This is a genomic window from Variibacter gotjawalensis, from assembly GCF_002355335.1.
Taxonomy (GTDB): domain Bacteria; phylum Pseudomonadota; class Alphaproteobacteria; order Rhizobiales; family Xanthobacteraceae; genus Variibacter; species Variibacter gotjawalensis.
The window spans coordinates 1,411,167-1,431,731 of the sequence record NZ_AP014946.1 but is presented as its reverse complement, the minus strand read 5'-3'; the positions used below and the strand labels follow the sequence as shown (position 1 = coordinate 1,431,731).

The window sequence follows — 20,565 nt, the reverse complement described above, 5'->3', positions numbered from 1 at the left end:
CCCGTGTGCCGGATCGTTAGGCGTGGCTCGCCTATTCTCCCATCAGGACACGTCAATGCGTTCACGGCAGGCGTGTTTCGTAAAAGCGGCGTAAAATTTCCGGGATCGTACGCGAGCGTTCAAACACCCACGCGATGGCACAAAAAAATGCCGCGCCGTTGCCAGCGCGGCATTCTTTCTTGAACGTTGACTACGCAATGAGCTCGAACTGCAAAGCGACATGGTCAGCCAGAATGCCGTTGCTGATCGTGCCGTTCACGATGGCGAGTGTTTGGAAGTTGTTGCCGCCGCCGTCGACGTCGACCTGAATCTGCGTCGAGCCATTCGCCGCAACGGCTCGGAGGTAGCCGGAGCCGATCAAGTCGAAGGCGTCGTCGCCCGTGAAGCCGGTGAACATCGACGCCGAGAACTGGAAGTGGTCCTCGGATGCGCCGGACGTACGGAAATCCGTGATCGTATCGATGCCGTCGCCGATGCTCGTGAAGACGAAGACGTCGTTGCCGGCACCGCCCGTCAGCGTATCCGCACCGGCGCCGCCGATGATGATATCGTTGCCGGCACCACCCTTGATGATGTCGTTATCGGCACCACCGAGAAGCGTGTCGTTATCGGCACCGCCATCGAGGTCGTCGGCACCTTCGCCGCCTTCGAGACGATCGTCGCCGGCACCGCCTTTGAGGATGTCGTCACCGCCGTTGCCGACCAGCACGTTGGCGAACGCGTTGCCCGTCAACTTGTCGGCTCCGCTGCCGCCGATCGCGTTCTCGATATTCTCGAACGTATCGGTCGCAAAGGACGACGTACCAGTATCACGCAGCGTCAGAGTGACCGCGGCCGTGACGGCACTGAAGTCGACGGTGTCGATGCCCGCGCCGCCATCGTACTTATCGTGGCCATCCGCCGTGCTCGTAATGATGAAGGTGTCGTTGTCGGCGCCGCCCTTGAGGATGTCGTCACCGAGACCGCCGATCATCGTGTCGTTGCCGGCATCACCGTAGAGCACGTCATCGTCGGCACCGCCGTCGATCGTGTCGTCGCCTGCGCCGCCGAGAATGAGGTCGTCGCCGGCCTCACCGTAGAGCGCGTCGTTACCGATGCCGCCGTCGATTTGATCTTCGCCGATGCCAGCGTAGATACGATCGTTGCCGGCACCCCCGCTCAGGATGTCGTCGCCCACGGTGTAGCCGCCGATGTACATCTGATCGTCGCTATCACCGCCTTCGATGACGAGCGATGTGTCGGCGGTCGACAGAACGAGATCGTCGCCGGTGCCGAGTAGCACGGTGCCTTGCACGGTCGTGCCGGTATAGAAATAGACCGTGTCGTTGCCGGCACCCATATCGATCGCGGAGCCGCCGGTCGCAACAAATGCGCCGAGGCTCTGCAGGTGGTCGTTGCCGCCGCCCATCGACACACCGCCGACGATGCGGCCCGTGCTCTGGTTCAGCAGTTCGTCCGCATAGTCGCCGACGAGGTTGACTGCCTCGTTGCCGCGCAGATCGAAGCGCGCGGCATCGGCTGCGCTCACGCCTTCCGGACCATGACCATCGCCTTGGATCAGGCCTTCGTTGTTGATGAATGTCTTGCCGAGCGCGTTTGCATTGCCCGAATTGTCGACCTGAATGGCGCGACCATACCCGTAAATAATCGCGTCTTTCCCATAGTTGAGAATGGTGCCGCCCCCGATCGCGATGCCTTCCGACACGTTCGGCTCGCCGTCGTGGTAACCCTGGTGACCGAGCCCGGAGATGCGGCCGTAGTTGAGGATCTGCGCGAGGCCGTCGACATCGACCGCATCGCCATCCGAGTCGCCGAGTTCGGCGGAACGGCCTTCCATCACGGCGCCCGCGTTGTTGGTGATGAACACTTTCTCGGCTTCGGTGCCACCGTTGTCGATATTTACGGCCGAACCGTTGCGGCCGATCATCGTGCCGTTGTTGACGACCGTCAGCGCTTGCGAGCCCGTCACCGCGTGTTTCGAACCCTCGATCAAGCCCCAGTTGTTGACCTTACCGCCAGCGTCGCCTTGGAAGTCGATTGCATCGCCGCCGCCGGCCCAACCCGCCACCGTCGTGATCGTGCCGCGGTTGTTGACCGTTGCGTCAGCACCCGGACGGATGACGTCAGCATCATCGCCACCGATCTTCCGGATGATTCCGCCGACGTTGTTATTGATCACCGCGTTCGCACCGTTGTTGTCGAAAGTGCGGAAATCAATTGCGCGGCCGTCTACGCCGGACTCGATCGTGCCGGCATTGTTGAGCGTGATCACGGCGTCGGCTTGACCTGCGCCTGCCGGTGTAATCGGTCCAACGACCGTTCCGCCGATCAGGTTGTTAAAGGTCAGCGTTCCGGTCGCGCCCGCCGTCGTGTTGAGCACGCGGGTCGAACTTTCGATGCGGCCCGCATTGTCGACAATCGCATTGCCGCCGCCGGCCCAGTTGATCGCCGTCGGGTTCGCCAAAATGCCGCCGGTTTCGACCGTGAGCTTGTCGTTGTTGTTGAGGTTCACGGTGCTGTTCAGGCGCGCGCCGCCTTGGATCGTGACGGCCGAGTAGTCGCTCGCAGCAGCGGTCCAGGTGCCCTGCTGGACGACCAGGTTTTCGACGCCCGTCGTCGCAACGAGTGCACCGGTGCCGGTTCCGATCAGGCGGACGGTGTCGGTGCCCGCGCCGCCGTCGATGCCGGTCGGCAGCGGGCCGGCGGTCGAGACGATGATGGTGTCGTTGCCTGTACCCGTGATGACCTTCTCGATGCTGATCAGCGTATCGTTGCCGCTTGCCGCGCCGGTCGCCGTTCCGGTTGCGAAATTGACCGTGACGCCGGCAGCATCGTCGTAGAAGCTCGCCGTGTCTTCGCCAGCGCCGCCATCGATGATATCGTTGCCGGTGCCGCCGTTGAGCGTATCGTTGTCCGCGCCGCCTTCGATGATGTCGTTTCCGCCGCCTGCGTGAATGAGATCGATGCCGGCGCCGCCGAGAATGCGGTCGTTGCCGTCACCCGTCGCGATCGAGTCCTGGCCGTCGCCTGCGTCGATGTCGAGCGCGCCCGCCATCTGCGACGACAGCACATCATTGCCGGCGCCGAGGATGACTTTGCCGACGAGTGTCGAACCGGCATGCAGGTTGACCGTGTCGTTGCCGGCGCCGGCGTCGATCGCGGTGCCGCCTGCTGCCGCGATTGAGCCTTGGTTGGTGATCAGATCATTGCCACCGCCCGTCTCGACCGAACCAACGATCGAACCCGTGCGGGTGTTGACGAGCAGATCACCGGCGTCGCCGTTGAGCACAATGGCGCGGCCGGAGAGGCTCTGCATCATGCCTTCGTTGACGATCTCATTGCCGGGCGCTGCTGCGGCTTCCGAAACGATGACGGCGAGCTGTGCGAGGATCAAGCCGCCGACGCGATTGTAGAGCGTGCCGCCGTTGATCGCGTTCGCGGTTGCGCCAAGCGCAATGATCGAGCCCGCATTGTCGACATTTCCTGCGCCCGTCGAAGTCACGGCGTTAGTGCCGTTCGTCACGAGAAGCGTGGCGCCGGCCGAGACCCCGAGGTCGCCTTGCGGCGCAAGACGCAATTGCGACGTCACCATCGCACCGGCGCGGATGTTGATCATGTCGTAGGCGGCGCTGTTCACGCTCCACGTGCCGCTCTGAACGTCGAGATTCTCGAAGTTCTGATTCGCGCCGAGGGAATCCAGGCCCGGGCCGATAAGCTTCAGCGTGTCGTTGCCGGCACCGCCGTCAAGCGGACCATTGACGGGCTCTCCAGCGCGGATCTCCTGCGTATCGTCGCCATCGCTGAGCAGCGCTTGAATTTTCTTCGAGGACGCAACGGGGGATTTTGCTTTGGAACCGGCCGCCATGGATTTTCTTCTTGTTGGAGCGCCACGTGCGGATGTGAATCGCGGCGCCGTTCAGTTGGCGCGCAAACAACCAGAGAAAATTGACAGTGCGGTAACGCCGAGATGACCGTTTCGTCGCTGTGGACAGCGGTCAGCGAGTCTCCGACGCGTCGACGGGCGGGAGCGCAATCGTGACGGTGCGGCTCAATGCGCCGGACTGAACGAGTTCGGCAGCGGCCGCGATGTCGAGTGCGAAATAGCGATCGTCGGTGAGCGGCGCGACGCGTTCGCGCAGCAGTGCCCGTACGGCCTCGAGCGGATCGCTGGAGCGCAGCGGCGCGTGGAATTCGCAACCTTGCGCGGCCGCTAGAAGTTCGATCGCAACGATGTTGGTCAGGTTGCGCGCCATCGCGCCGAGGCGGCGGGCGCCATGCGCGGCCATCGAGACGTGATCTTCCTGATTGGCCGAGGTCGGGATCGAGTCGACGCTCGCCGGATAGGCGCGCTGCTTGTTCTCGGAGACGAGCGCCGCCGCCGTCACCTGCGCGAGCATGAAACCGGAATTGAGCCCCGGCTTCGGCGTCAGGAATGCGGGCAAGCCGGACAAGGCCGGATCGACCAACATGGCAACGCGGCGTTCCGACAGCGAGCCGATCTCGCAAACCGCTATGGCGAGCTGGTCCGCCGCGAAGGCGACAGGCTCGGCGTGGAAGTTGCCCCCCGACAAAGCCTCGCCGGTGTCGGCGAAGATCAGTGGATTGTCCGAAACGCTGTTCGCTTCGGTCAGCAACGTACCGGCGGCGAAGCGCACCATGTCCAGCACGGCGCCCATCACCTGCGGCTGGCAGCGCAGGCAATACGGGTCCTGCACGCGCGGATCGCCGACGAGGTGCGAGGCGCGAATCGCGCTGCCCGCGATGAGATCGCGGAAGGCGGCTGCGACATCGATCTGGCCGCGATGGCCGCGCAGCGCATGAATACGCGGATCAAACGGAGTGTCGGAGCCCTTCGCGGCATCGACCGACAGCGCACCGGTGACGAGCGCGGCGTGGAAGGCCCGCTCGATCGCGAACAAGCCGGCGAGTGCTTCGGCCGTCGAGAATTGCGTGCCGTTGAGGAGCGCCAGCCCCTCTTTGGGCCCAAGCACGATAGGCTTGAGGCCCGCGCTCTTGAGCGCAGATTCTGCCGGCACCCTGGCGCCGCCGACAAACACATCGCCGACGCCGATCATCGCGGCCGTCATATGCGCGAGCGGCGCGAGATCACCGGACGCGCCGACAGAGCCCTGCGAGGGCACGACCGGGACGATGTCGCGCTCCAACATCGCGGTGAGAAGATCGAGTGTCGCTGGGCGGACGCCGGAGGCGCCGCGCGACAGGCTCGCGAGCTTAAGCGCCATCATGAGGCGAACGTTGGCACGCGCCATCGGCGGACCAACGCCGGCTGCATGCGACAAGACGATATTGCGTTGAAGTTCAGTCAAATCCTCGCGCGCGATGCGAACGCTGGCGAGTTTGCCGAAACCCGTATTGATCCCGTAAACCGCATCCTGTTTGGCGACGATCGCTTCGACCGCCGCGACGCTCGCGGCGATGCCGCCTTCCGCCGCGGGATCGATCCGCACCTGCGCGCCGGCGTGAATGGCGCGCCAATCGTCGAGACTTGCTTGACCGGGTGTAATCGTGATCATTCCGCGCAGTGTTCCCGTTTCGGTTCGCGGCGTCTAGCCGTATTGTAAGTTGCGCGATCCGCGCCGTCGTGAGGCTTCCTTGTCATTCTCGGCTCTCCATTTTCGCCAAGCCCTGTTGCCGCAAGGATGGGCGCAGGAAGTCCGCGTACTGATCGCGGACGGCGCGTTTTCGCGCATCGATGTCGGCGTGCCGCCGGAAGCCGGCGACGAACGCTATTCCATCGGCGTGCCCGGAATGCCGAACCTGCACTGCCATGCGTTTCAACGCGGGATGGCGGGACTTTCGGAAACGCGAGGCCCGAGCTCGGACAGCTTTTGGACGTGGCGTGAGGTGATGTATCGATTTCTCGAGGCGCTCACGCCGGAGGATGTCGAAGCTATCGCGGCGCTCGCTTATTGCGAGATGTTGGAGACCGGCTTCACGCGCGTCGGCGAATTTCACTATCTGCATCACGGCCCGGATGGGCAGCCCTACGACAACATTGCCGAGATGGCCGAGCGCATCGCAGCCGCGGCGAATCTCACCGGCATCGGCCTCACGCTATTGCCGAGCCTTTACGTGCATGGCGGCTTCGGCGGTCAGAACCCCGACCCCGGGCAACGCCGATTCATCAACTCGGTCGACCAATTCGCGAAACTGCATGAAGCTTCTCGCGCCGCTACGGAGAGCGTCGAGGGCAGCGTGGTCGGTATCGCACCGCATTCGCTCCGCGCCGTCACGCCGGACGAACTCTTCGCCGCGATCGAGATCGGCGGTGCGTCGCCGATCCACATTCACGTTGCGGAGCAGATCAAGGAAGTCGCCGCGTGTCTCGCCTGGAGCGAGCGGCGCCCGGTTCAGTGGCTGCTGGAGAATATGCCGGTCGATACGCGCTGGTGCTTCATCCATGCGACGCATATGACGCCCGACGAGACCGCGAAGCTTTCTTACAGCGGCGCGGTCGCGGGGCTGTGTCCGCTGACGGAAGCGAGCCTCGGCGACGGCACTTTCAACGGCGCGACCTTCGCGGGCGCGGGCGGGCTTTACGGCGTCGGCAGCGACTCAAATATCCTCATAGGAGCCGCCGACGAATTGCGTCAGCTCGAATACTCGCAGCGGCTGCAGTATCGCCAGCGCAACGTGATGACGACGCAGGAAGGCGCGTCGACCGGTGAGACGCTTTATCGCTCGGCGCTCGAAGGCGGCGCACGCGCGCTCGGCGCAGCGAGTGCGATTGTCGTCGGCAACGAGGCGAATGTCGTGACACTCGACGTCGAGCATCCGAGCCTCATCGGCCGCCCGGCCGAGCAGATCCTCGACTCGTGGATTTTCGCGGCTGGCTCGGGCGGACGCGCGAATGCCGTGCAGGACGTTTGGAGCCGTGGACAGAAAGTCGTCGCGAACGGCCGCCACATCGCGCGCGACGCGATCGCCCGCCGCTACGGCGAGGCGATGCGACGTGTGCTGTCGGCTTAGACCGTCACGAGCTTCGGCAGTGCCGCGACGGCCTCGCGCTGCCGCCGCTTCTGGAGGAAGATAATAAATCCGAACAACAGCAATGCCGGGATCGCGAACCAATACGGCGACGGCCGCTCGGCCGGGACCACGACAGCCTTGATCTCGTCGCCCTGCTGCAGGCCGAACTTGCGCGCTTCGCTGCCGAAACGGATCGCCTGGATCATCACGATGTCGCCGGCCTGACGTACCGTCAGACCTGCCGTGTTCAGCCGCTCCTGCGGCGTGTTGCCGGCGCCGATGGTGAAGCGGAATGTTTTGTCGACATTGTCGCCGCGAATGTCCTGCGCGGTGACCCGCACGCGCAAGCTGCCGCCAGTCGGGAGCTTTTGGACTTCCTGCAAGAGCTGGCTCGCAGGCGCTTCCGTGTAAGGCGGCTTGATCCAATCGAGCCACCAACCCGGCCGGAACAGCGTGAAGCAGATGAGCAGCAACGCCAGCGTTTCCCAGATGCGATTGCGCACGATGAGCCAATGTTGGCTGGCCGCGACAAACGCGCCCATCGCGAGGACACAGCACGTCACCACCATGATGAAATGGAACGGCCCGCCGATGTCGATCATCAGGATCGCCGGATTGTAGATGAACACGAACGGCAGGAGCGCGGTGCGGTTTTCGTAACGCATGCCCTGCCAGCCGACTTTCATCGGGTCCGCGCCCGCGATCGCTCCCGCCGCATAAGCGGCGAGGCCGACGGGGGGCGATACGTCCGCCATCAAGCCGAAGTAGAAGACGAACATATGCGCCGCGATGAGCGGCACCGCGATATCGTTCTGTGCGCCGAGTTCGACGATGACGGGCGCCATCAACGTCGCGACGACAACGTAGCTCGCCGTGGTCGGCAGACCGGCGCCGAGGACGAGGCAGATCAAGCCGGTGAGCGCGAGCATCACAACGAAGGAGCCGCCGGACAGGAGTTCGACAAGCTCCGTCATAACGAGGCCGACACCCGTGAGTGTCACGGTGCCAACGACGATGCCGGCGGCGGCGGTCGCAATGCCGACACCCGCCATGTTGCGGGCGCCGAGTTCGAGACCACCGAAGAATTCGCGCACGCCCTCGCGGAACTCAGCGCCGAGCGTATCGTGTTTGCGGAAGAAGGCCGTCAGCGGGCGCTGCGTCAACACGAGAGCGCCCATCGCGACAGTGCCCCAGAATGCGGCGAGGCCGGGCGACATCTCCTCCACCATGAGGCACCAGATCAGCACCGAGACCGGCAAGATGAAGTGCAAGCCTGTGCGCGCGACTTCGTAAAAATCCGGGACCGTGACGAAAGATTGGTTCGGATCGTCGAGCGGCAAATCCGGAAAACGCGCGCGCTGCCAGACGAGTGCGACGTAGCCGACGATCACCGTCGCAAGAGCCGCGATGCTCGCGGCTTCGCCGAAGGCTTTCTTGGTCCAGCCGAGCCCGTAGTAGATGAGGCCGGCCAGAATAACGAAACCGCAGAAGGTCAACAGCGCCTTCATCGCGCCCTGCGCGAGCGAGCGTCGGCGCGTGCGCGCGATGCCGGTCATGCCTTTCTTCGCCGCTTCGATGTCGACGATGTAAAAGAGCGCGCCGTAGGTCATGATCGCAGGCAAGAATGCGTGCCGCACAACGTCCGCGTAAGTGATGCCGACATACTCGGCCATGAGGAATGCAGCCGCGCCCATCACGGGCGGCATCAACTGGCCGTTGACGCCGGCCGCGCATTCGATCGCGGCGGCCTGCACGGGCGTGTAGCCGACGCGCTTCATCAGCGGGATCGTGAAGGTGCCGGTCGTCACGACGTTGGCGACCGACGAGCCCGAGATCATCCCGGTGAGACCGGACGAGACGACGCCCGCCTTCGCGGGTCCGCCGCGGAATTGACCGAGCAACGAGAAGGCAAGCTGGATGAAGTAATTTCCGGCGCCGGCTTTTTCGAGCAGTGCGCCGAACAGCACGAAAAGAAAGATGAAGGCTATCGAGACGCCGAGCGCGACACCGAACACGCCTTCAGACGTTAGCCAAAAGTGCGAGGCGGCTCGCGAGATCGACGCGCCCTTGTGCGCCATCAATCCGGGCAAATACGGGCCGCAGAAGACGTAAAGCAAAAACACGATCGAGATGACCGGCATCCACGGGCCTTCGGCGCGCCGCGATGCTTCGAGCAACAAGATGACGCCGGCGACGGAGATAACGAGATCGGCCGTCGTCGGCTGACCGGGCCGAAGCGCCAACGCGTTGTAGAAGACGACGAGATACATCACGGTCGCGATGGCGGCTCCAGCCAGCAGCCAATCCGTGATGGGAATGCGCGTGTTCGGCGACGACTTCAGCGCCGGGTAAGCCGTGAAGGCGAGGAACAGCGCGAAGGAGAGATGGATCGCGCGCGCCGACGTGTCGTTGAAGACACCGAAGCCGACCATGAACGGCAGAGGCGATGCATACCAGAGCTGAAACAGCGACCACGCGATGGCGACGTAGGTCATCAGCCGCGCCGTGTTGCCGGAGAGCTTGCGCCCCCCGGTGTCGGCCTCGGCGACGATTTGTTCGAGTTCGGCCTTGCTGGCCGGCGTAGCAGTGGAGGGCGTCATAGCGGTTGTGCCTCAGACTCGCTCACTCTCGCGGGAGAGCGAGAGTCCGGCCCGCGTGCGGCAGCACGCCCATGTCGGCCGAGAGCATTTCGTTATTCGCGTTCTGCCGGACGCTTACGGATCCGCTCACGCGGATAGGGACGAGCGAGGCTCCGCCAAGCCTCGATGTCTTAGGACCTGATTATTTCAGCCAACCGCGCTCCTTGTAATATTTCGCTGCGCCCGGATGCAGCGGCGCCGAATTGCCGTCGACGACCATCTTCGCCGGATCGAGATTGGCGAAGGCCGGGTGCAATTTCTTGAACTCATCGAAGTTTTCGAACGTCGCCTTGACGATCGTGTAGACGACTTCTTCGGGAACCTTCGCGGAGGTGACGAGCGTTGCGAGCACGCCGTAAGTTTCGGTCGGCTGCGGGTTCGCCGAATACATGCCACCCGGGATCGTCGCCTTGGCGTAATACGGATACTTCTTAAGCAGCGTCTCGATGGCGGGCCCGGCCAGCGACACGAGCTTCGCGCCGCAAGTCGTCGTCGGGTCTTGGATGTTCGCCGACGGATGGCCGACGCCATAATAGAAGCCGTCGATCTTGTTGTCACACAGCGCCGGGCCGTGTTCGTCGGCCTTGAGTTCGGATGCGAGCGAGAAGTCGGTCATCTTCCAGCCCATCTCGGCGAGAAGCTGGTCCATCGAGGCGCGCGTGCCGGAGCCCGGATTGCCGACATTGAAGCGCTTGCCCTTGAAGTCCTCGAACTTGGCGATGTTGGCTTCCTTGCGCGAGAGCACCGTAAAGGGCTCGGGGTGCACGGAGTAGACCGCCCGGAGATCGCCGTAAGCGTTGTCCTTGTACTGGCCCTCGCCTTTGATCGCGTTGAACTGCACGTCCGACTGCGTCATGCCGAAATCGAGATCGCCGGCCTTGATCGTGTTGACGTTGAAGGCCGAGCCGCCGGTCGATTCCACCGAACAGCGAATGCCATGCTTGGCGCGGTCCTTGTTGACGAGGCGGCAGATCGCGCCGCCGACCGCGTAATACACGCCGGTCACGCCGCCGGTGCCGATGGTGACGAATTTCTGCTGCGCGCTGGCCGGCCCGATCGAGAGCGCAATGCCGAGTGCGGCTACAGAGACCGCATAGCTAAACTTACCAGTCATAAAACCCCCCGAGGTTTGCTGGCGCTAAAGACACCACATCCGGACCAACGTGTCATCAGCGGCGGTTACCATGCTTAAAGTCGCACGCTTTCGGCTCACGATACTTCGGCGACGGCCGCATCGACCGCATCGCCGAGGCGCTCTACGATCGCATCGATGGCAACAGCGTCGACGATGAAGGGCGGCGCGAGCAAAACGTGATCGCCGTTCTTGCCGTCGGCGGTGCCGCCCGAGGGGTAGCACATCAGCCCGCGGGCCATGGCGGCGGCCTTTACGCGCGCGTGGAGATTGCGTTTCGCGTCGAACGGCGTCTTCGACGAGCGGTCGGCGACAAGCTCGATCGCCTGGAACAGTCCGCGGCCGCGAATATCGCCGACATGCGGGTGATTGCCGAAACGCTCGGACAGGCGGCGATGGAGGAGCCCGCCCATCTGTTTCACGTTGTCGAGCAGCTTGTCGCGCTTGATGACTTTCTGGACTGCGAGGCCAGCCGCGCAGGCCATCGGGTGGCCGACGTAAGTGTGGCCGTGCAGGAAGTTGCCGCCTTTGTCGAAGGCGTCGAAGATTTTCTGCTGCATCAGCGTCGCGCCGATCGGCTGATAGCCGCCGCCGAGGCCTTTCGCGATCGTCATGATGTCAGGCGCGATGCCATCCTGCTCGCAGGCATGCAGCGTGCCGGTGCGGCCCATGCCGCACATCACTTCGTCGAGGATCAGTAGAATGCCATGGCGGTCGCAGATCTCGCGGATGCGCTTGAAATAGCCCGGCGCGGGCGCGATGGCGCCGACCGTCGCGCCGCCGACCGTCTCGGCGACGAATGCAATCACGTTCTCGGCGCCGAGTTCTTGGATCTTCGCTTCGAGCAAATTCGCGGCGCGCTCGCCGTAGGCTTCGAGGCTCTCACCGGCCTGGCGATGACGATACTCGTAGCACGGCGCGATATGATGCGTTTCGAACAGCATCGGCGCGAACATCTTGCGCCGTCCCGCATGGCCGCCGGTCGCCAAAGCGCCGAGCGTGTTGCCGTGATAGCTCTGATCGCGCGCGATGACGTAGCGCCGCTGCGGCTGGCCGATCTCGACAAAATACTGACGCGCGATCTTTAGAGCGGTCTCGATCGCCTCCGAGCCGCCGGAGAGAAAGTAGACGTGCGAGATGCCGTCCGGCGCGTCCTTGATGAGTGTGTCGGCGAGTTCCTCGGCAACGCTCGTCGTGAAAAAGCTGGTGTGCGCATAGGCAAGTTGGTCGAGCTGCTCGTGCAGCGCCTTCGTCACATCCGGATGGGCATGGCCGAGGCAGGACACCGCGGCACCACCGGAGGCATCGATATATTCCTTCCCGTTGGTGTCCGTGATGCGGATACCCTTGCTGCTCGCAGCGGTCGGCATCGTCGGACGGATATTGCGGTGAAGGATATGAGTCATATCGCGTTTTCCAGCGGATGTTTTGCCGAAGGAAACCTGCGCGCTGCCCAAAACGCAAGCGCCGATTGCGGGCATTGTGCGCGGTTGAGGACGCCGCCCGATTGCTTTATGCGATGACCCATAACGAAAAAGGATCGATCCAATGAGCGATGGTGAAGTGCGGCTCGTCCGCGAAGGCCCAGTGGCTTACGTAACGTTCGACCGGCCGCAGGCGCGCAACGCCATGACGTGGAAGATGTACAACGAGTTCGTCGCGATCTGTAACGAACTGCGGAACGACAAGAGCGTGCGCACGGCCGTATTCCGCGGCGCCGGCGGCAAGGCGTTCATCGCCGGCACCGACATCGCGCAGTTCCTCGAATTCAAGAAGCCGGAAGACGGCCTCGCCTACGAGAAGAAGATCGAAGGCTTTCTGACCGGCCTCGAGACGCTGGGCATTCCGACCATCGCGGTCGTCGAAGGCTTCGCGGTCGGCGGCGGTATGGCAATCGCTTCGGTCTGTGACTTCCGCGTCGCAACGCCTGGCACCAAGTTCGGCGTGCCGATCGCGCGCACGCTCGGCAACTGCATGTCGACCGGTAACGTCGCGCGCCTCGTTGCCAACGTAGGCCCGGCTGTCGCAAAGCGCATGCTGCTGCTCGGCGAATTGCTCACGGCGGAAGCCGCCGAGCGTCTCGGCTTCGTGCACGCCGTCGTCCCGCCGGAAGAGATCGATGCGCGCGTCAAGGAGATGACGGACCGCCTCGTCAAGAACGCGCCGATCACGATGCGCGTTTCGAAAGAGGCACTTCGCCGGTCGACGGAAGCTTTCGTACTCGATGGCGAAGATCTTGTCCGCGAGACATACGGCAGCAACGATTTCCGCGAAGGCGTCAAAGCTTTCACGGAAAAGCGCGAGCCGCAGTGGACGAACACCTAAGGTAAGGTCTTCCTCCTGGACCGCGTCGAGGCTAGCATCGCCTCAACAAAGTCCGGGAGGAATGATGCTTCGCTCGTATCGCGCCGCCGCGCTGTCGGCGGCTTTCGTTATCGTGGCCCACGCCGCCGCAGCCCAATCTCCCGCGCCGCCGCAGAGCGCTGCCGCCAGCGACCCTAAGACAAACGGCGTGATGCAGGGCTTTCCGCCGGCGCCCGACAAGCTCGTCCGCTTCGGCGATGGCTCGAGTAGCCGCTTTCCGGGCACGCGCTGGAGCTTCAACCACATCCGCGAACTCGTGCCGACCGCCGGCGTCTGGCGGGGCGAAGGCGTCCCATCGAAGCTGCCGCGCGCGCTGCGCGATCTCGACGGCATCGCGATCACGACGCTCGACGGCAAGCAGATCACCTTCGCGGATGTGCCCGCGCTGACTTACGCCGACGGCCTGCTGGTGATGCACAAAGGCGCGATCGTCTACGAGAAATACTTCGGCGAAGGTGCTGCGCACCGGCCGCATCTCGCATTCTCGGTGACGAAGTCTTTTGTCGGTACACTTGCCGCGACGCTCGTCGCGAAGGGCAAGCTCGACCCCGCTTCGCCGGTGACGCGCTACGTGCCCGAGCTGGCGTCGTCCGCTTATGGCGACGCGACGGTGCGTCAGGTCATGGATATGACCATCGGCGTCAAATACTCGGAGAACTATTCGGACCCGAAAGCCGAAGTGTTTGACTACGCGCGCGCCGGCGGCATGCTGCCGCAACCTCCCGGCTATGCGGGGCCGAAGACGTCCTTCGAATTTCTCGTGAAGCTCGAAAAGGAAGGCGCGCATGACGACGCCTTCGCTTACAAAACGTCGAACGCGGAAGTTCTCGCCGGGATCGTCAAACGCGCGAGCGGACAGTCGATGGCGGACCTGCTCTCGACCGAAATCTGGCAGAAGCTCGGCGCGGAAGAAGACGCCTACTTCATGGTCGACAGTATCGGCACGGAATCAGGCGGCGGCGGGCTCGCGACGACGCTGCGCGATCTCGCACGCTTCGGCGAGATGATCCGCAACAACGGTCGCTTCAACGGCCAGCAGATCGTTCCGGAGGAAGCGGTCGCGGATATTCGCAAGAGCGGCGATCCGGCGAAGTTCGCCAAGGCGGGTTATCCGCTGCTCAAGGGTTGGGCCTATCGCAACATGTGGTGGATGACGAACAACGCCAACGGCGCTTTCGTCGCGCGCGGCATCTATGGCCAGGCGATCTACGTCGATCCGAAGGCCGAGATGGTTGTCGTCCGCTATGCGTCGCATCCGCAGGCTGCAAACGGCGTGAACGATCCCGTGACGCTGCCGACCTACGAAGCGCTCGCGAAAACGCTGGGGCAGTAGCCTGAGACGCTGGTCATTCCGGGGCGCGTAGCTTGCGGAGCAAGCAAAGCGAGCCCGGAATCCATAATCGCTGAACTCAAGTCGATGGCACAGGGGATATGGATCCCGGACCGTGCGCTCGCTACGCGAAGCGCCCGTCCGGGATGACGGTGGTTTGATTTACGCCTTGATGCCGTGGCGCGTGAGCAAGCGCTCGGCGCTGTCATTCCAAACATCCATTTGGACGATCTTGCCGTCGCGCACGACGAAGCGATCGACGTAGCGGTTGCCTTCGAACGGCGTGCCGTCCGGCCATTCGCCGTAAAGCGTGCCGGTGTTGTAGACGATCGTTTCGCCGACACCAGGCGAGACGTCCGTGCGATCCATCTTCTTCTTCACCCACTTGTAACGGCCGGCGTTGAACGCCGCGGTCTCGCGCGGGTGGGAGTATTTGCGGCCGCCCGTGAAGGTGATCTTCAGCTCTGGACTGATGAAGGTCGCGGCGGTCTCCGGGTCCGGCACCATCGAGGCGACCAGGAAGCGTTCGACGATATCGGCAGCGGCGGCGGTCTCGTCGGTGACCTTGGGAAGCGGTTTGCTCATCATCGGCTCCTCACTCTGCTGTGGGCAGTGTAACGCGATCCAAAATCGTATACAATTTCACTTGTCATTCGTATCCATAATTGCATACGATTTGATCAGCCATACAGAAAGTTGCACCCCCGGTAGGCAAGCAACTCGCGGCGAGAGGAAATTCGCGTACACTTTCGGCCTCGCCTCACTGGCATACGGTTTGCGAAAGAGCCGAGGCAATCGGACACGACCTTAGGGAGACGCGATCATGACCCATAAACTCGGCGCGTGGAACCGGCGCGCGATCCTCGCCGGCGGCCTCGTCCTGCTGGCCGGCCTCCCGGCGCAGGCCCAGAGCACCATCAAATTCGGCCTCGTCGCCGCGATGTCGGGACAATCGGCGAAATCCGGCGAAGCCATTGTGCGCGGCCTTTCGCTCGCGATCGATGAGATCAATGCGGCCGGCGGCCTCAACGGCAGCAAGGTCGAGCTCGTCGTGCGCGACGACGAAAGCAATCCGGCGAAGGGCGCAACCGCGGCGCGCGAACTCGTTCAGCGCGAGAAGGTTGCGGCGCTGATCGGCGGCCTCGATACGCCGGTGTCCATCGCGATCGTGCCGTATGCGAATTCCGCCAAGGTGCCGTTCATGGGCGTTTGGGCTGCCGGCACGCCGATCACCCGCAACGGCGCGGCCGACAATTATGCGTTCCGCGTTTCGGCCGTCGATGAGATCGTCGACGAAGCGATGCTCGCCTATGCGATCAAGAAGTACGGCGTGAAGAAGCCGGGCATGATCCTCATCAACAACCCCTGGGGCGAATCCAACGAGGCGGGCCTCAAGAAGGCGCTCGCCGCCAAGGGCATCCCGTATGCGGCGATCGAGAAATTCGAGACGGGCGATGTCGACGTCGTGCCGCAACTGACGCGCCTCAAGCAGGCCGGCGCCGACGCGCTGTTCCTCGTCGCCAACGTTGCGCCCTCCTCGCAGGTCGTCAAATCGCTCGACCGCATGGGCTGGGATGTGCCGATCGTCTCGCATTGGGGACCGGCCGGCGGCCGTTTCTCGGAGCTCGCGGGCCCGAGCGCCTCGAAGGTGCATTTCATCCAGACCTACTCCTTCTCCGGCAAGCTCTCGCCGAAGGGTGAGGCGGTGCTCGCCGCGCTGAAGAAGAAGTATCCGGAGATCAAGTCGATGGCCGACGTGACACCGGCTGTAGGTATCGCGAATGCCTACGACGCGATGCACCTCCTCGGCCTCGCGGTGACGAAAGCCAGCAGCAGCGACGGCACCAAGGTGCGCGATGCGCTTTATCAGATCGAGAAATACGAAGGTCTGATCAAGACGTATCAGAAGCCGTTCTCGAAGGAGAACCACGACGCGCTCGGCGCCGACGATTACGTCTTCACTTACTTCAAGGACGGCGAAATTCTGCCGCTGACGAACTAACGCATGCTCGTTACCTCCGCGATCATCTCGGGCCTTGGCCTTGGCGCCATGTATGGGCTGATCGCGCTTGGTTTCCACGTCACCTACATCGTCTCCAACACGGTCAACTTCTCGCAAGGGTCGACCGTCATGTTGGGGGCGGTGCTCGCCTTCACCTTCGCGGTGACGCTCGGCTGGCCGATGCCGCTCGCCATCCTGCTGGCGATCATCGGCTGCGCGCTGTTCGGCGCCGTCGTCGAGCGCACGCTGGTGCGCCCCTTCGCGAGCCGTGGCTCCAACGCGTGGCTGATGGCGACGGTTGCGGGCGGCATCGTGCTCGACAACATCGTGCTTTTCACATTCGGCAAGGAGCCGCGCGCCCTGCCCTCGCCGCTTGCGATCAAGCCGGTCGATATTTTTGGCGCCGGCGTCTACCCGCTGCAGCTCGTCATTCCGGTGGTCGGCCTCGCTTTTGCGGTGGCGCTGCATTTTGCCGCGACGCGCACGCGCTACGGCAAGGCGCTGCTCGCCGTCGTGCAGAACACCGACGCGGCACGGCTGATGGGTATCGACGTTCGCCGCGCGATCGTCTTCTCCTACATTCTCTCGGCCGCGCTTGCCGGCATAGCGGGCGTGCTGATCGCGCCGCTGTTCAGCGTCAACTCGGATATGGGCACGCTGTTCGGCATCAAGGCCTTTGCGGTCGCGATCCTCGGCGGCATCACGTCGGCTTGGGGTGTCGTGCTGGCGGGTTTGATCTTCGGACTGATCGAAACGCTGACGACAGCGTTTCTCGGTTCCTCGCACACGCAGATCATCTCGTTCTCGGTGGTGATCCTCGCGCTCGCCTTCATGCCGAACGGGCTACTCGGCCGCGCCGCCGTCAACAAGGTCTGACGGCATGGCGAAGAGCGGCTACCAGTCTCTCCTCATTCTCGCGCTCACAGCGGCGGCGCTTGCCTTCGCGACCTACTCGGAGGGCTATACGCCGTTCGTGCTCGCGCTTGTCGCGCTGGCAACGATCGTCGGCGTTGGCCTCAACATTTTGGTCGGTCTCGCCGGACAGATGTCGTTCGGCCACGTCGCGTTCTACGCGATCGGCGCTTACACGGTCGGCGTACTGACCTTGAAGCACGTCGACTTCTGGATCGCGTTGCCGCTCGCCGGGCTCGTCGCCGCATTGCTCGGCGCAGCGCTCGCGCTGCCGGCATTGCGCATCACCGGCCCCTATCTCGCGATGGTCACCATCGCGTTCGCGTTCATCGTCCAGCATGTGCTGATCGAATGGAAGCCTGTCACGGGCGGCCAGAACGGACTGATGGGGCTGCAGGCGCCGCATCTTTTTGGCAAGATATTCGGCGAACGCGAGATGGGCATGTTGGCGATCGTGATCGCGGGCATCTCGACATATCTCTTTGCGCGGATCGCGGCGAGCGCGTGGGGCAAGGCAATGCTTGCGGTCGCGAACAGCGAGACCGCGGCGCGCTCGATCGGCCTCAACCCGACAACGATCAAGACGCTGGCTTTCGCACTCTCTGCCTTCTTCGCCGGCATCGCGGGCGGCATCTTCGCGCCACTGTTGATGTTCATCTCGCCTGAGTCGTTCCCGTTCTCACAGTCGATCCTGTTCCTGCTCGCCGTCGTGGTCGGCGGTGCCGGCTGGGTGCTCGGACCGGCGGTCGGCGCAGCCGTCAGCGTCGTCGCGCCGGAGCTGCTTTCGAGTTTCGCGGAATACCGCCTTCTCTTCTTCGGCGTGTTGCTGCTCGTCGTGTTGTGGCTGGCGCCGAGCGGCATTCTCGGCAGCCTGCAGCGGTTTTGGCCACGGGCCGCCGCGCGTCTTGCCAATGCCGACGGGTTCGACGCGGTCGCTTGGTTGCGTCAGGCCGACACCAGCGCGGCTCTTTCGGTGGCCGGTCTCGGGATCCAGTTCGGCGGCATTCGCGCGGCGCATGACGTGAGCTTCACGGCGCAGCCCGGTCAGGTCACCAGCGTGATCGGGCCGAACGGCGCCGGTAAAACGACCGTGCTCAACATGATCGGCGGCTTCTACAAGCCGACCGCCGGCAACGTGACGCTCGCGGGCAACGAACTCGCCGGCGAACCCGCGTGGCGCGTCGCGCGCAGTGGCATTGCGCGCACGTATCAGACGACGCGGCTCTTCGAGGCGATGAGCGTGCTCGACAACGTGCTGCTCGCGCTGCGGCGCGGCAAGCTCGGCTCGCTGGTGATGCCGCTCGACCGCGCCGAGGCGCGGCAGATCGCCGAAGCGCTGATCGCTTTCGTTGGCTATCGCGGCTCAATCGAGGAACTTGCCGGCAATCTGCCGCACGTCGATCGCCGCCTCGTCGAGATTGCGCGCGCGCTCGCGGCACAGCCGCGCGTGCTGCTGCTCGACGAACCGGCCGCCGGCCTGATGCGACGCGAGAAGGAAGAACTGTCGCTGCTGCTCCGCCGGATCGCAGATGCGGGCGTCGCCGTGATCTTGGTCGAGCACGATATGGCGCTTGTGATGGGCATCTCGGATCACATCGTGGTGCTCGATGCCGGTCAGCGTATCGCCGACGGCAAGCCCGCCGACGTGCGGCAGGACCCGAAGGTGCTGCGCGCCTATCTCGGCGGCACCGAGATGCGCGAGCGCCCGCGCATGTTCGATCTGAAAGCTTCGGATCGCCCTTTGTTCGCGATAGAAAAGCTCACGGCTGGTTACGGCGCCGCGCCGGTGCTCAACGAGATCAGCCTCGACATCAAAGCCGGCGAGATGGTCGCGATGCTCGGCGCGAACGGCGCCGGCAAGTCGACGACGATGCGCGCGGCTTCCGGCCTGCTTCGCCCTGTCGTCGGCGCCATCATGCTGGATGGCGAGTCGATCGAGAGGACCGAAGCGCACCGCCTGCCCGCCAAGGGGCTCGTCTTGGTGCCGGAAGGCCGTCAGGTGTTTCCGGAACTCTCGGTGCGCGACAATCTGCGGCTCGGTGGGTTCTGGCGTTCCGACGTCGACGAGAGCGAGATCGAAGCGCTGCTTGACCGCTTCCCGCGCTTGCGCGAGCGCATCGATCAGCGCGCCGGGCTGTTGTCCGGCGGTGAGCAACAGATGCTCGCGATCGCGCGCGGGCTGATGGCAAAGCCGCGCGTTCTGCTGCTCGACGAGCCGTCGCTCGGCCTTGCGCCTGCGATCATCAACGAAGTGTTCGACATTCTCTCCGAGCTGCGCGACGAAGACGTCACGATCCTACTCGTCGACCAAATGGCCGCGATGGCGCTGACGGTGGCGGATCGCGGCTATGTCATCGAGTCGGGTCGCATCGTGCGTTCGGGCGATCCGGATACGCTGCGCGGCGATAAAGCCCTCGAGGCGGCTTATCTCGGCAAGGTCGAGGCGGCGGAGTAGTTCACCGCCAATCTAAAGCTCCACGTCATGGCCCGGCTTGTCCGGGCCATCCACGTCTTGGCTGAGTCAGTTAGGAAGCAAGACGTGGATGGCCCGCATGAAGCGGGCCATGACGGAGAACTTCGCTACGACGAAAGCCCGCCGCGCTCTTCGACGAATTTCGTGACAGCTTCGATGCCGTCGCCGGTTTTCAAGTTCGTGAACACGAACGGTCGCTGGCCGCGCATGCGCTTGGAGTCGCGATCCATCACGTCGAGCGATGCGCCGACATGCGGTGCAAGGTCAGTTTTGTTGATCACCAGCAAATCCGAACGCGTGATGCCTGGGCCGCCTTTCGACGGGATCTTTTCGCCGGCCGCAACGTCGATGACGTAGATCGTGATGTCAGCGAGCTCCGGCGAGAAGGTCGCCGCGAGATTGTCGCCGCCCGACTCGATCAACACGAGATCGAGGTTCGGAAATTTCTGCCGCATGTCGGCGACGGCCGCGAGGTTGATCGACGCATCCTCGCGGATCGCGGTATGCGGGCAGCCGCCGGTTTCGACGCCTGCGATCCGATCAGCGTCGAGCGCGCCGGAGCGGACCAGATATTCGGCGTCCCACTTCGTGTAGATGTCGTTGGTGATCGCGGCGATCTCGTAACGATCGCGCAGGCGTTTGCAGAGCGCATCCATCAGCGCGGTTTTGCCGGAGCCGACCGGACCGCCGACGCCGACGCGAAGAGGACCGTGGTTACTCATG

General features: G+C 63.8%; 13 protein-coding genes. 6 read left to right on the top strand and 7 right to left on the bottom strand.

All coding sequences use genetic code 11. The annotated features are described in order from the left end of the window. Window positions 1-190 precede the first annotated feature (190 nt). Together GJW30_RS06895 and hutH are read right to left on the bottom strand one after the other, a co-directional pair. A complete protein-coding gene (locus GJW30_RS06895; protein ID WP_096353395.1) occupies window positions 191-3,865 on the bottom strand; it encodes a beta strand repeat-containing protein in 3,675 nt (1,224 codons plus the stop codon). Window positions 3,866-3,995: 130 nt separating this feature from the next. Next, on the bottom strand, window positions 3,996-5,534 hold the full coding sequence (hutH, locus tag GJW30_RS06890) for a histidine ammonia-lyase (protein ID WP_197703775.1): 1,539 nt from the start codon (window positions 5,532-5,534) through the stop codon (window positions 3,996-3,998). Window positions 5,535-5,649: 115 nt separating this feature from the next. On the opposite strand from hutH, the gene GJW30_RS06885 reads away from it, so the two are divergent. Further along, complete coding sequence (locus GJW30_RS06885; protein ID WP_245408681.1) at window positions 5,650-6,990, top strand: formimidoylglutamate deiminase; 1,341 nt, start codon at window positions 5,650-5,652, stop codon at window positions 6,988-6,990. On the opposite strand, the gene GJW30_RS06880 is transcribed toward GJW30_RS06885, so the two are convergent. The 3 genes from GJW30_RS06880 to GJW30_RS06870 all read right to left on the bottom strand — a co-directional run bounded on the left by GJW30_RS06880 (window position 6,987) and on the right by GJW30_RS06870 (window position 12,167). Further along, the gene (locus tag GJW30_RS06880) at window positions 6,987-9,485 is read right to left on the bottom strand and encodes a TRAP transporter permease (RefSeq protein WP_430727115.1); all 2,499 of its coding nucleotides are present in this window, start codon (window positions 9,483-9,485) and stop codon (window positions 6,987-6,989) included. The two genes, GJW30_RS06885 and GJW30_RS06880, sit on opposite strands and share 4 nt — an antisense overlap. A gap of 286 nt (window positions 9,486-9,771) precedes the next feature. Continuing rightward, window positions 9,772-10,743: a TAXI family TRAP transporter solute-binding subunit gene (locus GJW30_RS06875; protein WP_096353387.1), complete on the bottom strand. Its 972-nt coding sequence runs from the start codon at window positions 10,741-10,743 to the stop codon at window positions 9,772-9,774. Window positions 10,744-10,838: 95 nt separating this feature from the next. Further along, the gene (locus GJW30_RS06870; protein ID WP_096358700.1) at window positions 10,839-12,167 is read right to left on the bottom strand and encodes an aspartate aminotransferase family protein; all 1,329 of its coding nucleotides are present in this window, start codon (window positions 12,165-12,167) and stop codon (window positions 10,839-10,841) included. A 142-nt stretch (window positions 12,168-12,309) separates the two neighbouring features. Here GJW30_RS06870 and GJW30_RS06865 point away from each other — a divergent pair, with 142 nt between their 5' ends. Then, window positions 12,310-13,086, top strand: a complete 777-nt coding sequence (locus GJW30_RS06865) for an enoyl-CoA hydratase/isomerase family protein (RefSeq protein ID WP_096353385.1) — start codon at window positions 12,310-12,312, stop codon at window positions 13,084-13,086. Between the two features lie 64 nt (window positions 13,087-13,150). Further along, window positions 13,151-14,458: a serine hydrolase domain-containing protein gene (locus GJW30_RS06860; RefSeq protein WP_430727114.1), complete on the top strand. Its 1,308-nt coding sequence runs from the start codon at window positions 13,151-13,153 to the stop codon at window positions 14,456-14,458. Window positions 14,459-14,617: 159 nt separating this feature from the next. Here GJW30_RS06860 and GJW30_RS06855 read toward each other — a convergent pair whose 3' ends face one another. Next, window positions 14,618-15,040 (bottom strand): nuclear transport factor 2-like protein, encoded by a 423-nt coding sequence (locus tag GJW30_RS06855; protein WP_165391613.1) that lies wholly within the window; start codon window positions 15,038-15,040, stop codon window positions 14,618-14,620. Window positions 15,041-15,278: 238 nt separating this feature from the next. Here GJW30_RS06855 and GJW30_RS06850 point away from each other — a divergent pair, with 238 nt between their 5' ends. From GJW30_RS06850 to GJW30_RS06840, 3 genes are read left to right on the top strand one after another with little or no spacing between them, the layout of a single operon-like run. After that, a complete protein-coding gene (locus tag GJW30_RS06850) occupies window positions 15,279-16,457 on the top strand; it encodes an ABC transporter substrate-binding protein (protein ID WP_096353377.1) in 1,179 nt (392 codons plus the stop codon). 3 nt (window positions 16,458-16,460) lie between these two features. Next, window positions 16,461-17,333, top strand: coding sequence for a branched-chain amino acid ABC transporter permease (locus tag GJW30_RS06845; protein WP_096353374.1), 873 nt, complete (start codon window positions 16,461-16,463; stop codon window positions 17,331-17,333). 4 nt (window positions 17,334-17,337) lie between these two features. Further along, window positions 17,338-19,824 (top strand): branched-chain amino acid ABC transporter ATP-binding protein/permease, encoded by a 2,487-nt coding sequence (locus GJW30_RS06840; RefSeq protein WP_096353371.1) that lies wholly within the window; start codon window positions 17,338-17,340, stop codon window positions 19,822-19,824. 125 nt (window positions 19,825-19,949) lie between these two features. Here the strand turns inward: GJW30_RS06840 and ureG are convergent, their stop codons facing one another. Continuing rightward, window positions 19,950-20,564, bottom strand: a complete 615-nt coding sequence (ureG, locus tag GJW30_RS06835) for an urease accessory protein UreG (protein ID WP_096353368.1) — start codon at window positions 20,562-20,564, stop codon at window positions 19,950-19,952. Window position 20,565 lies beyond the last annotated feature (1 nt).

Bases quoted from the DNA above. Each gene is read 5' to 3' on its own strand.
- GJW30_RS06870 (WP_096358700.1), bottom strand. From the start codon at position 12,167: ATGACTCATATCCTTCACCGCAATATCCGTCCGACGATGCCGACCGCT.
- GJW30_RS06855 (WP_165391613.1), bottom strand. From the start codon at position 15,040: ATGAGCAAACCGCTTCCCAAGGTCACCGACGAGACCGCCGCCGCTGCC.
- GJW30_RS06875 (WP_096353387.1), bottom strand. From the start codon at position 10,743: ATGACTGGTAAGTTTAGCTATGCGGTCTCTGTAGCCGCACTCGGCATT.
- GJW30_RS06895 (WP_096353395.1), bottom strand. From the start codon at position 3,865: ATGGCGGCCGGTTCCAAAGCAAAATCCCCCGTTGCGTCCTCGAAGAAA.
- GJW30_RS06865 (WP_096353385.1), top strand. From the start codon at position 12,310: ATGAGCGATGGTGAAGTGCGGCTCGTCCGCGAAGGCCCAGTGGCTTAC.
- GJW30_RS06850 (WP_096353377.1), top strand. From the start codon at position 15,279: ATGACCCATAAACTCGGCGCGTGGAACCGGCGCGCGATCCTCGCCGGC.
- GJW30_RS06840 (WP_096353371.1), top strand. From the start codon at position 17,338: ATGGCGAAGAGCGGCTACCAGTCTCTCCTCATTCTCGCGCTCACAGCG.
- ureG (WP_096353368.1), bottom strand. From the start codon at position 20,564: ATGAGTAACCACGGTCCTCTTCGCGTCGGCGTCGGCGGTCCGGTCGGC.
- GJW30_RS06860 (WP_430727114.1), top strand. From the start codon at position 13,151: ATGCTTCGCTCGTATCGCGCCGCCGCGCTGTCGGCGGCTTTCGTTATC.
- GJW30_RS06880 (WP_430727115.1), bottom strand. From the start codon at position 9,485: ATGACCTACGTCGCCATCGCGTGGTCGCTGTTTCAGCTCTGGTATGCA.
- GJW30_RS06845 (WP_096353374.1), top strand. From the start codon at position 16,461: ATGCTCGTTACCTCCGCGATCATCTCGGGCCTTGGCCTTGGCGCCATG.
- hutH (WP_197703775.1), bottom strand. From the start codon at position 5,534: ATGATCACGATTACACCCGGTCAAGCAAGTCTCGACGATTGGCGCGCC.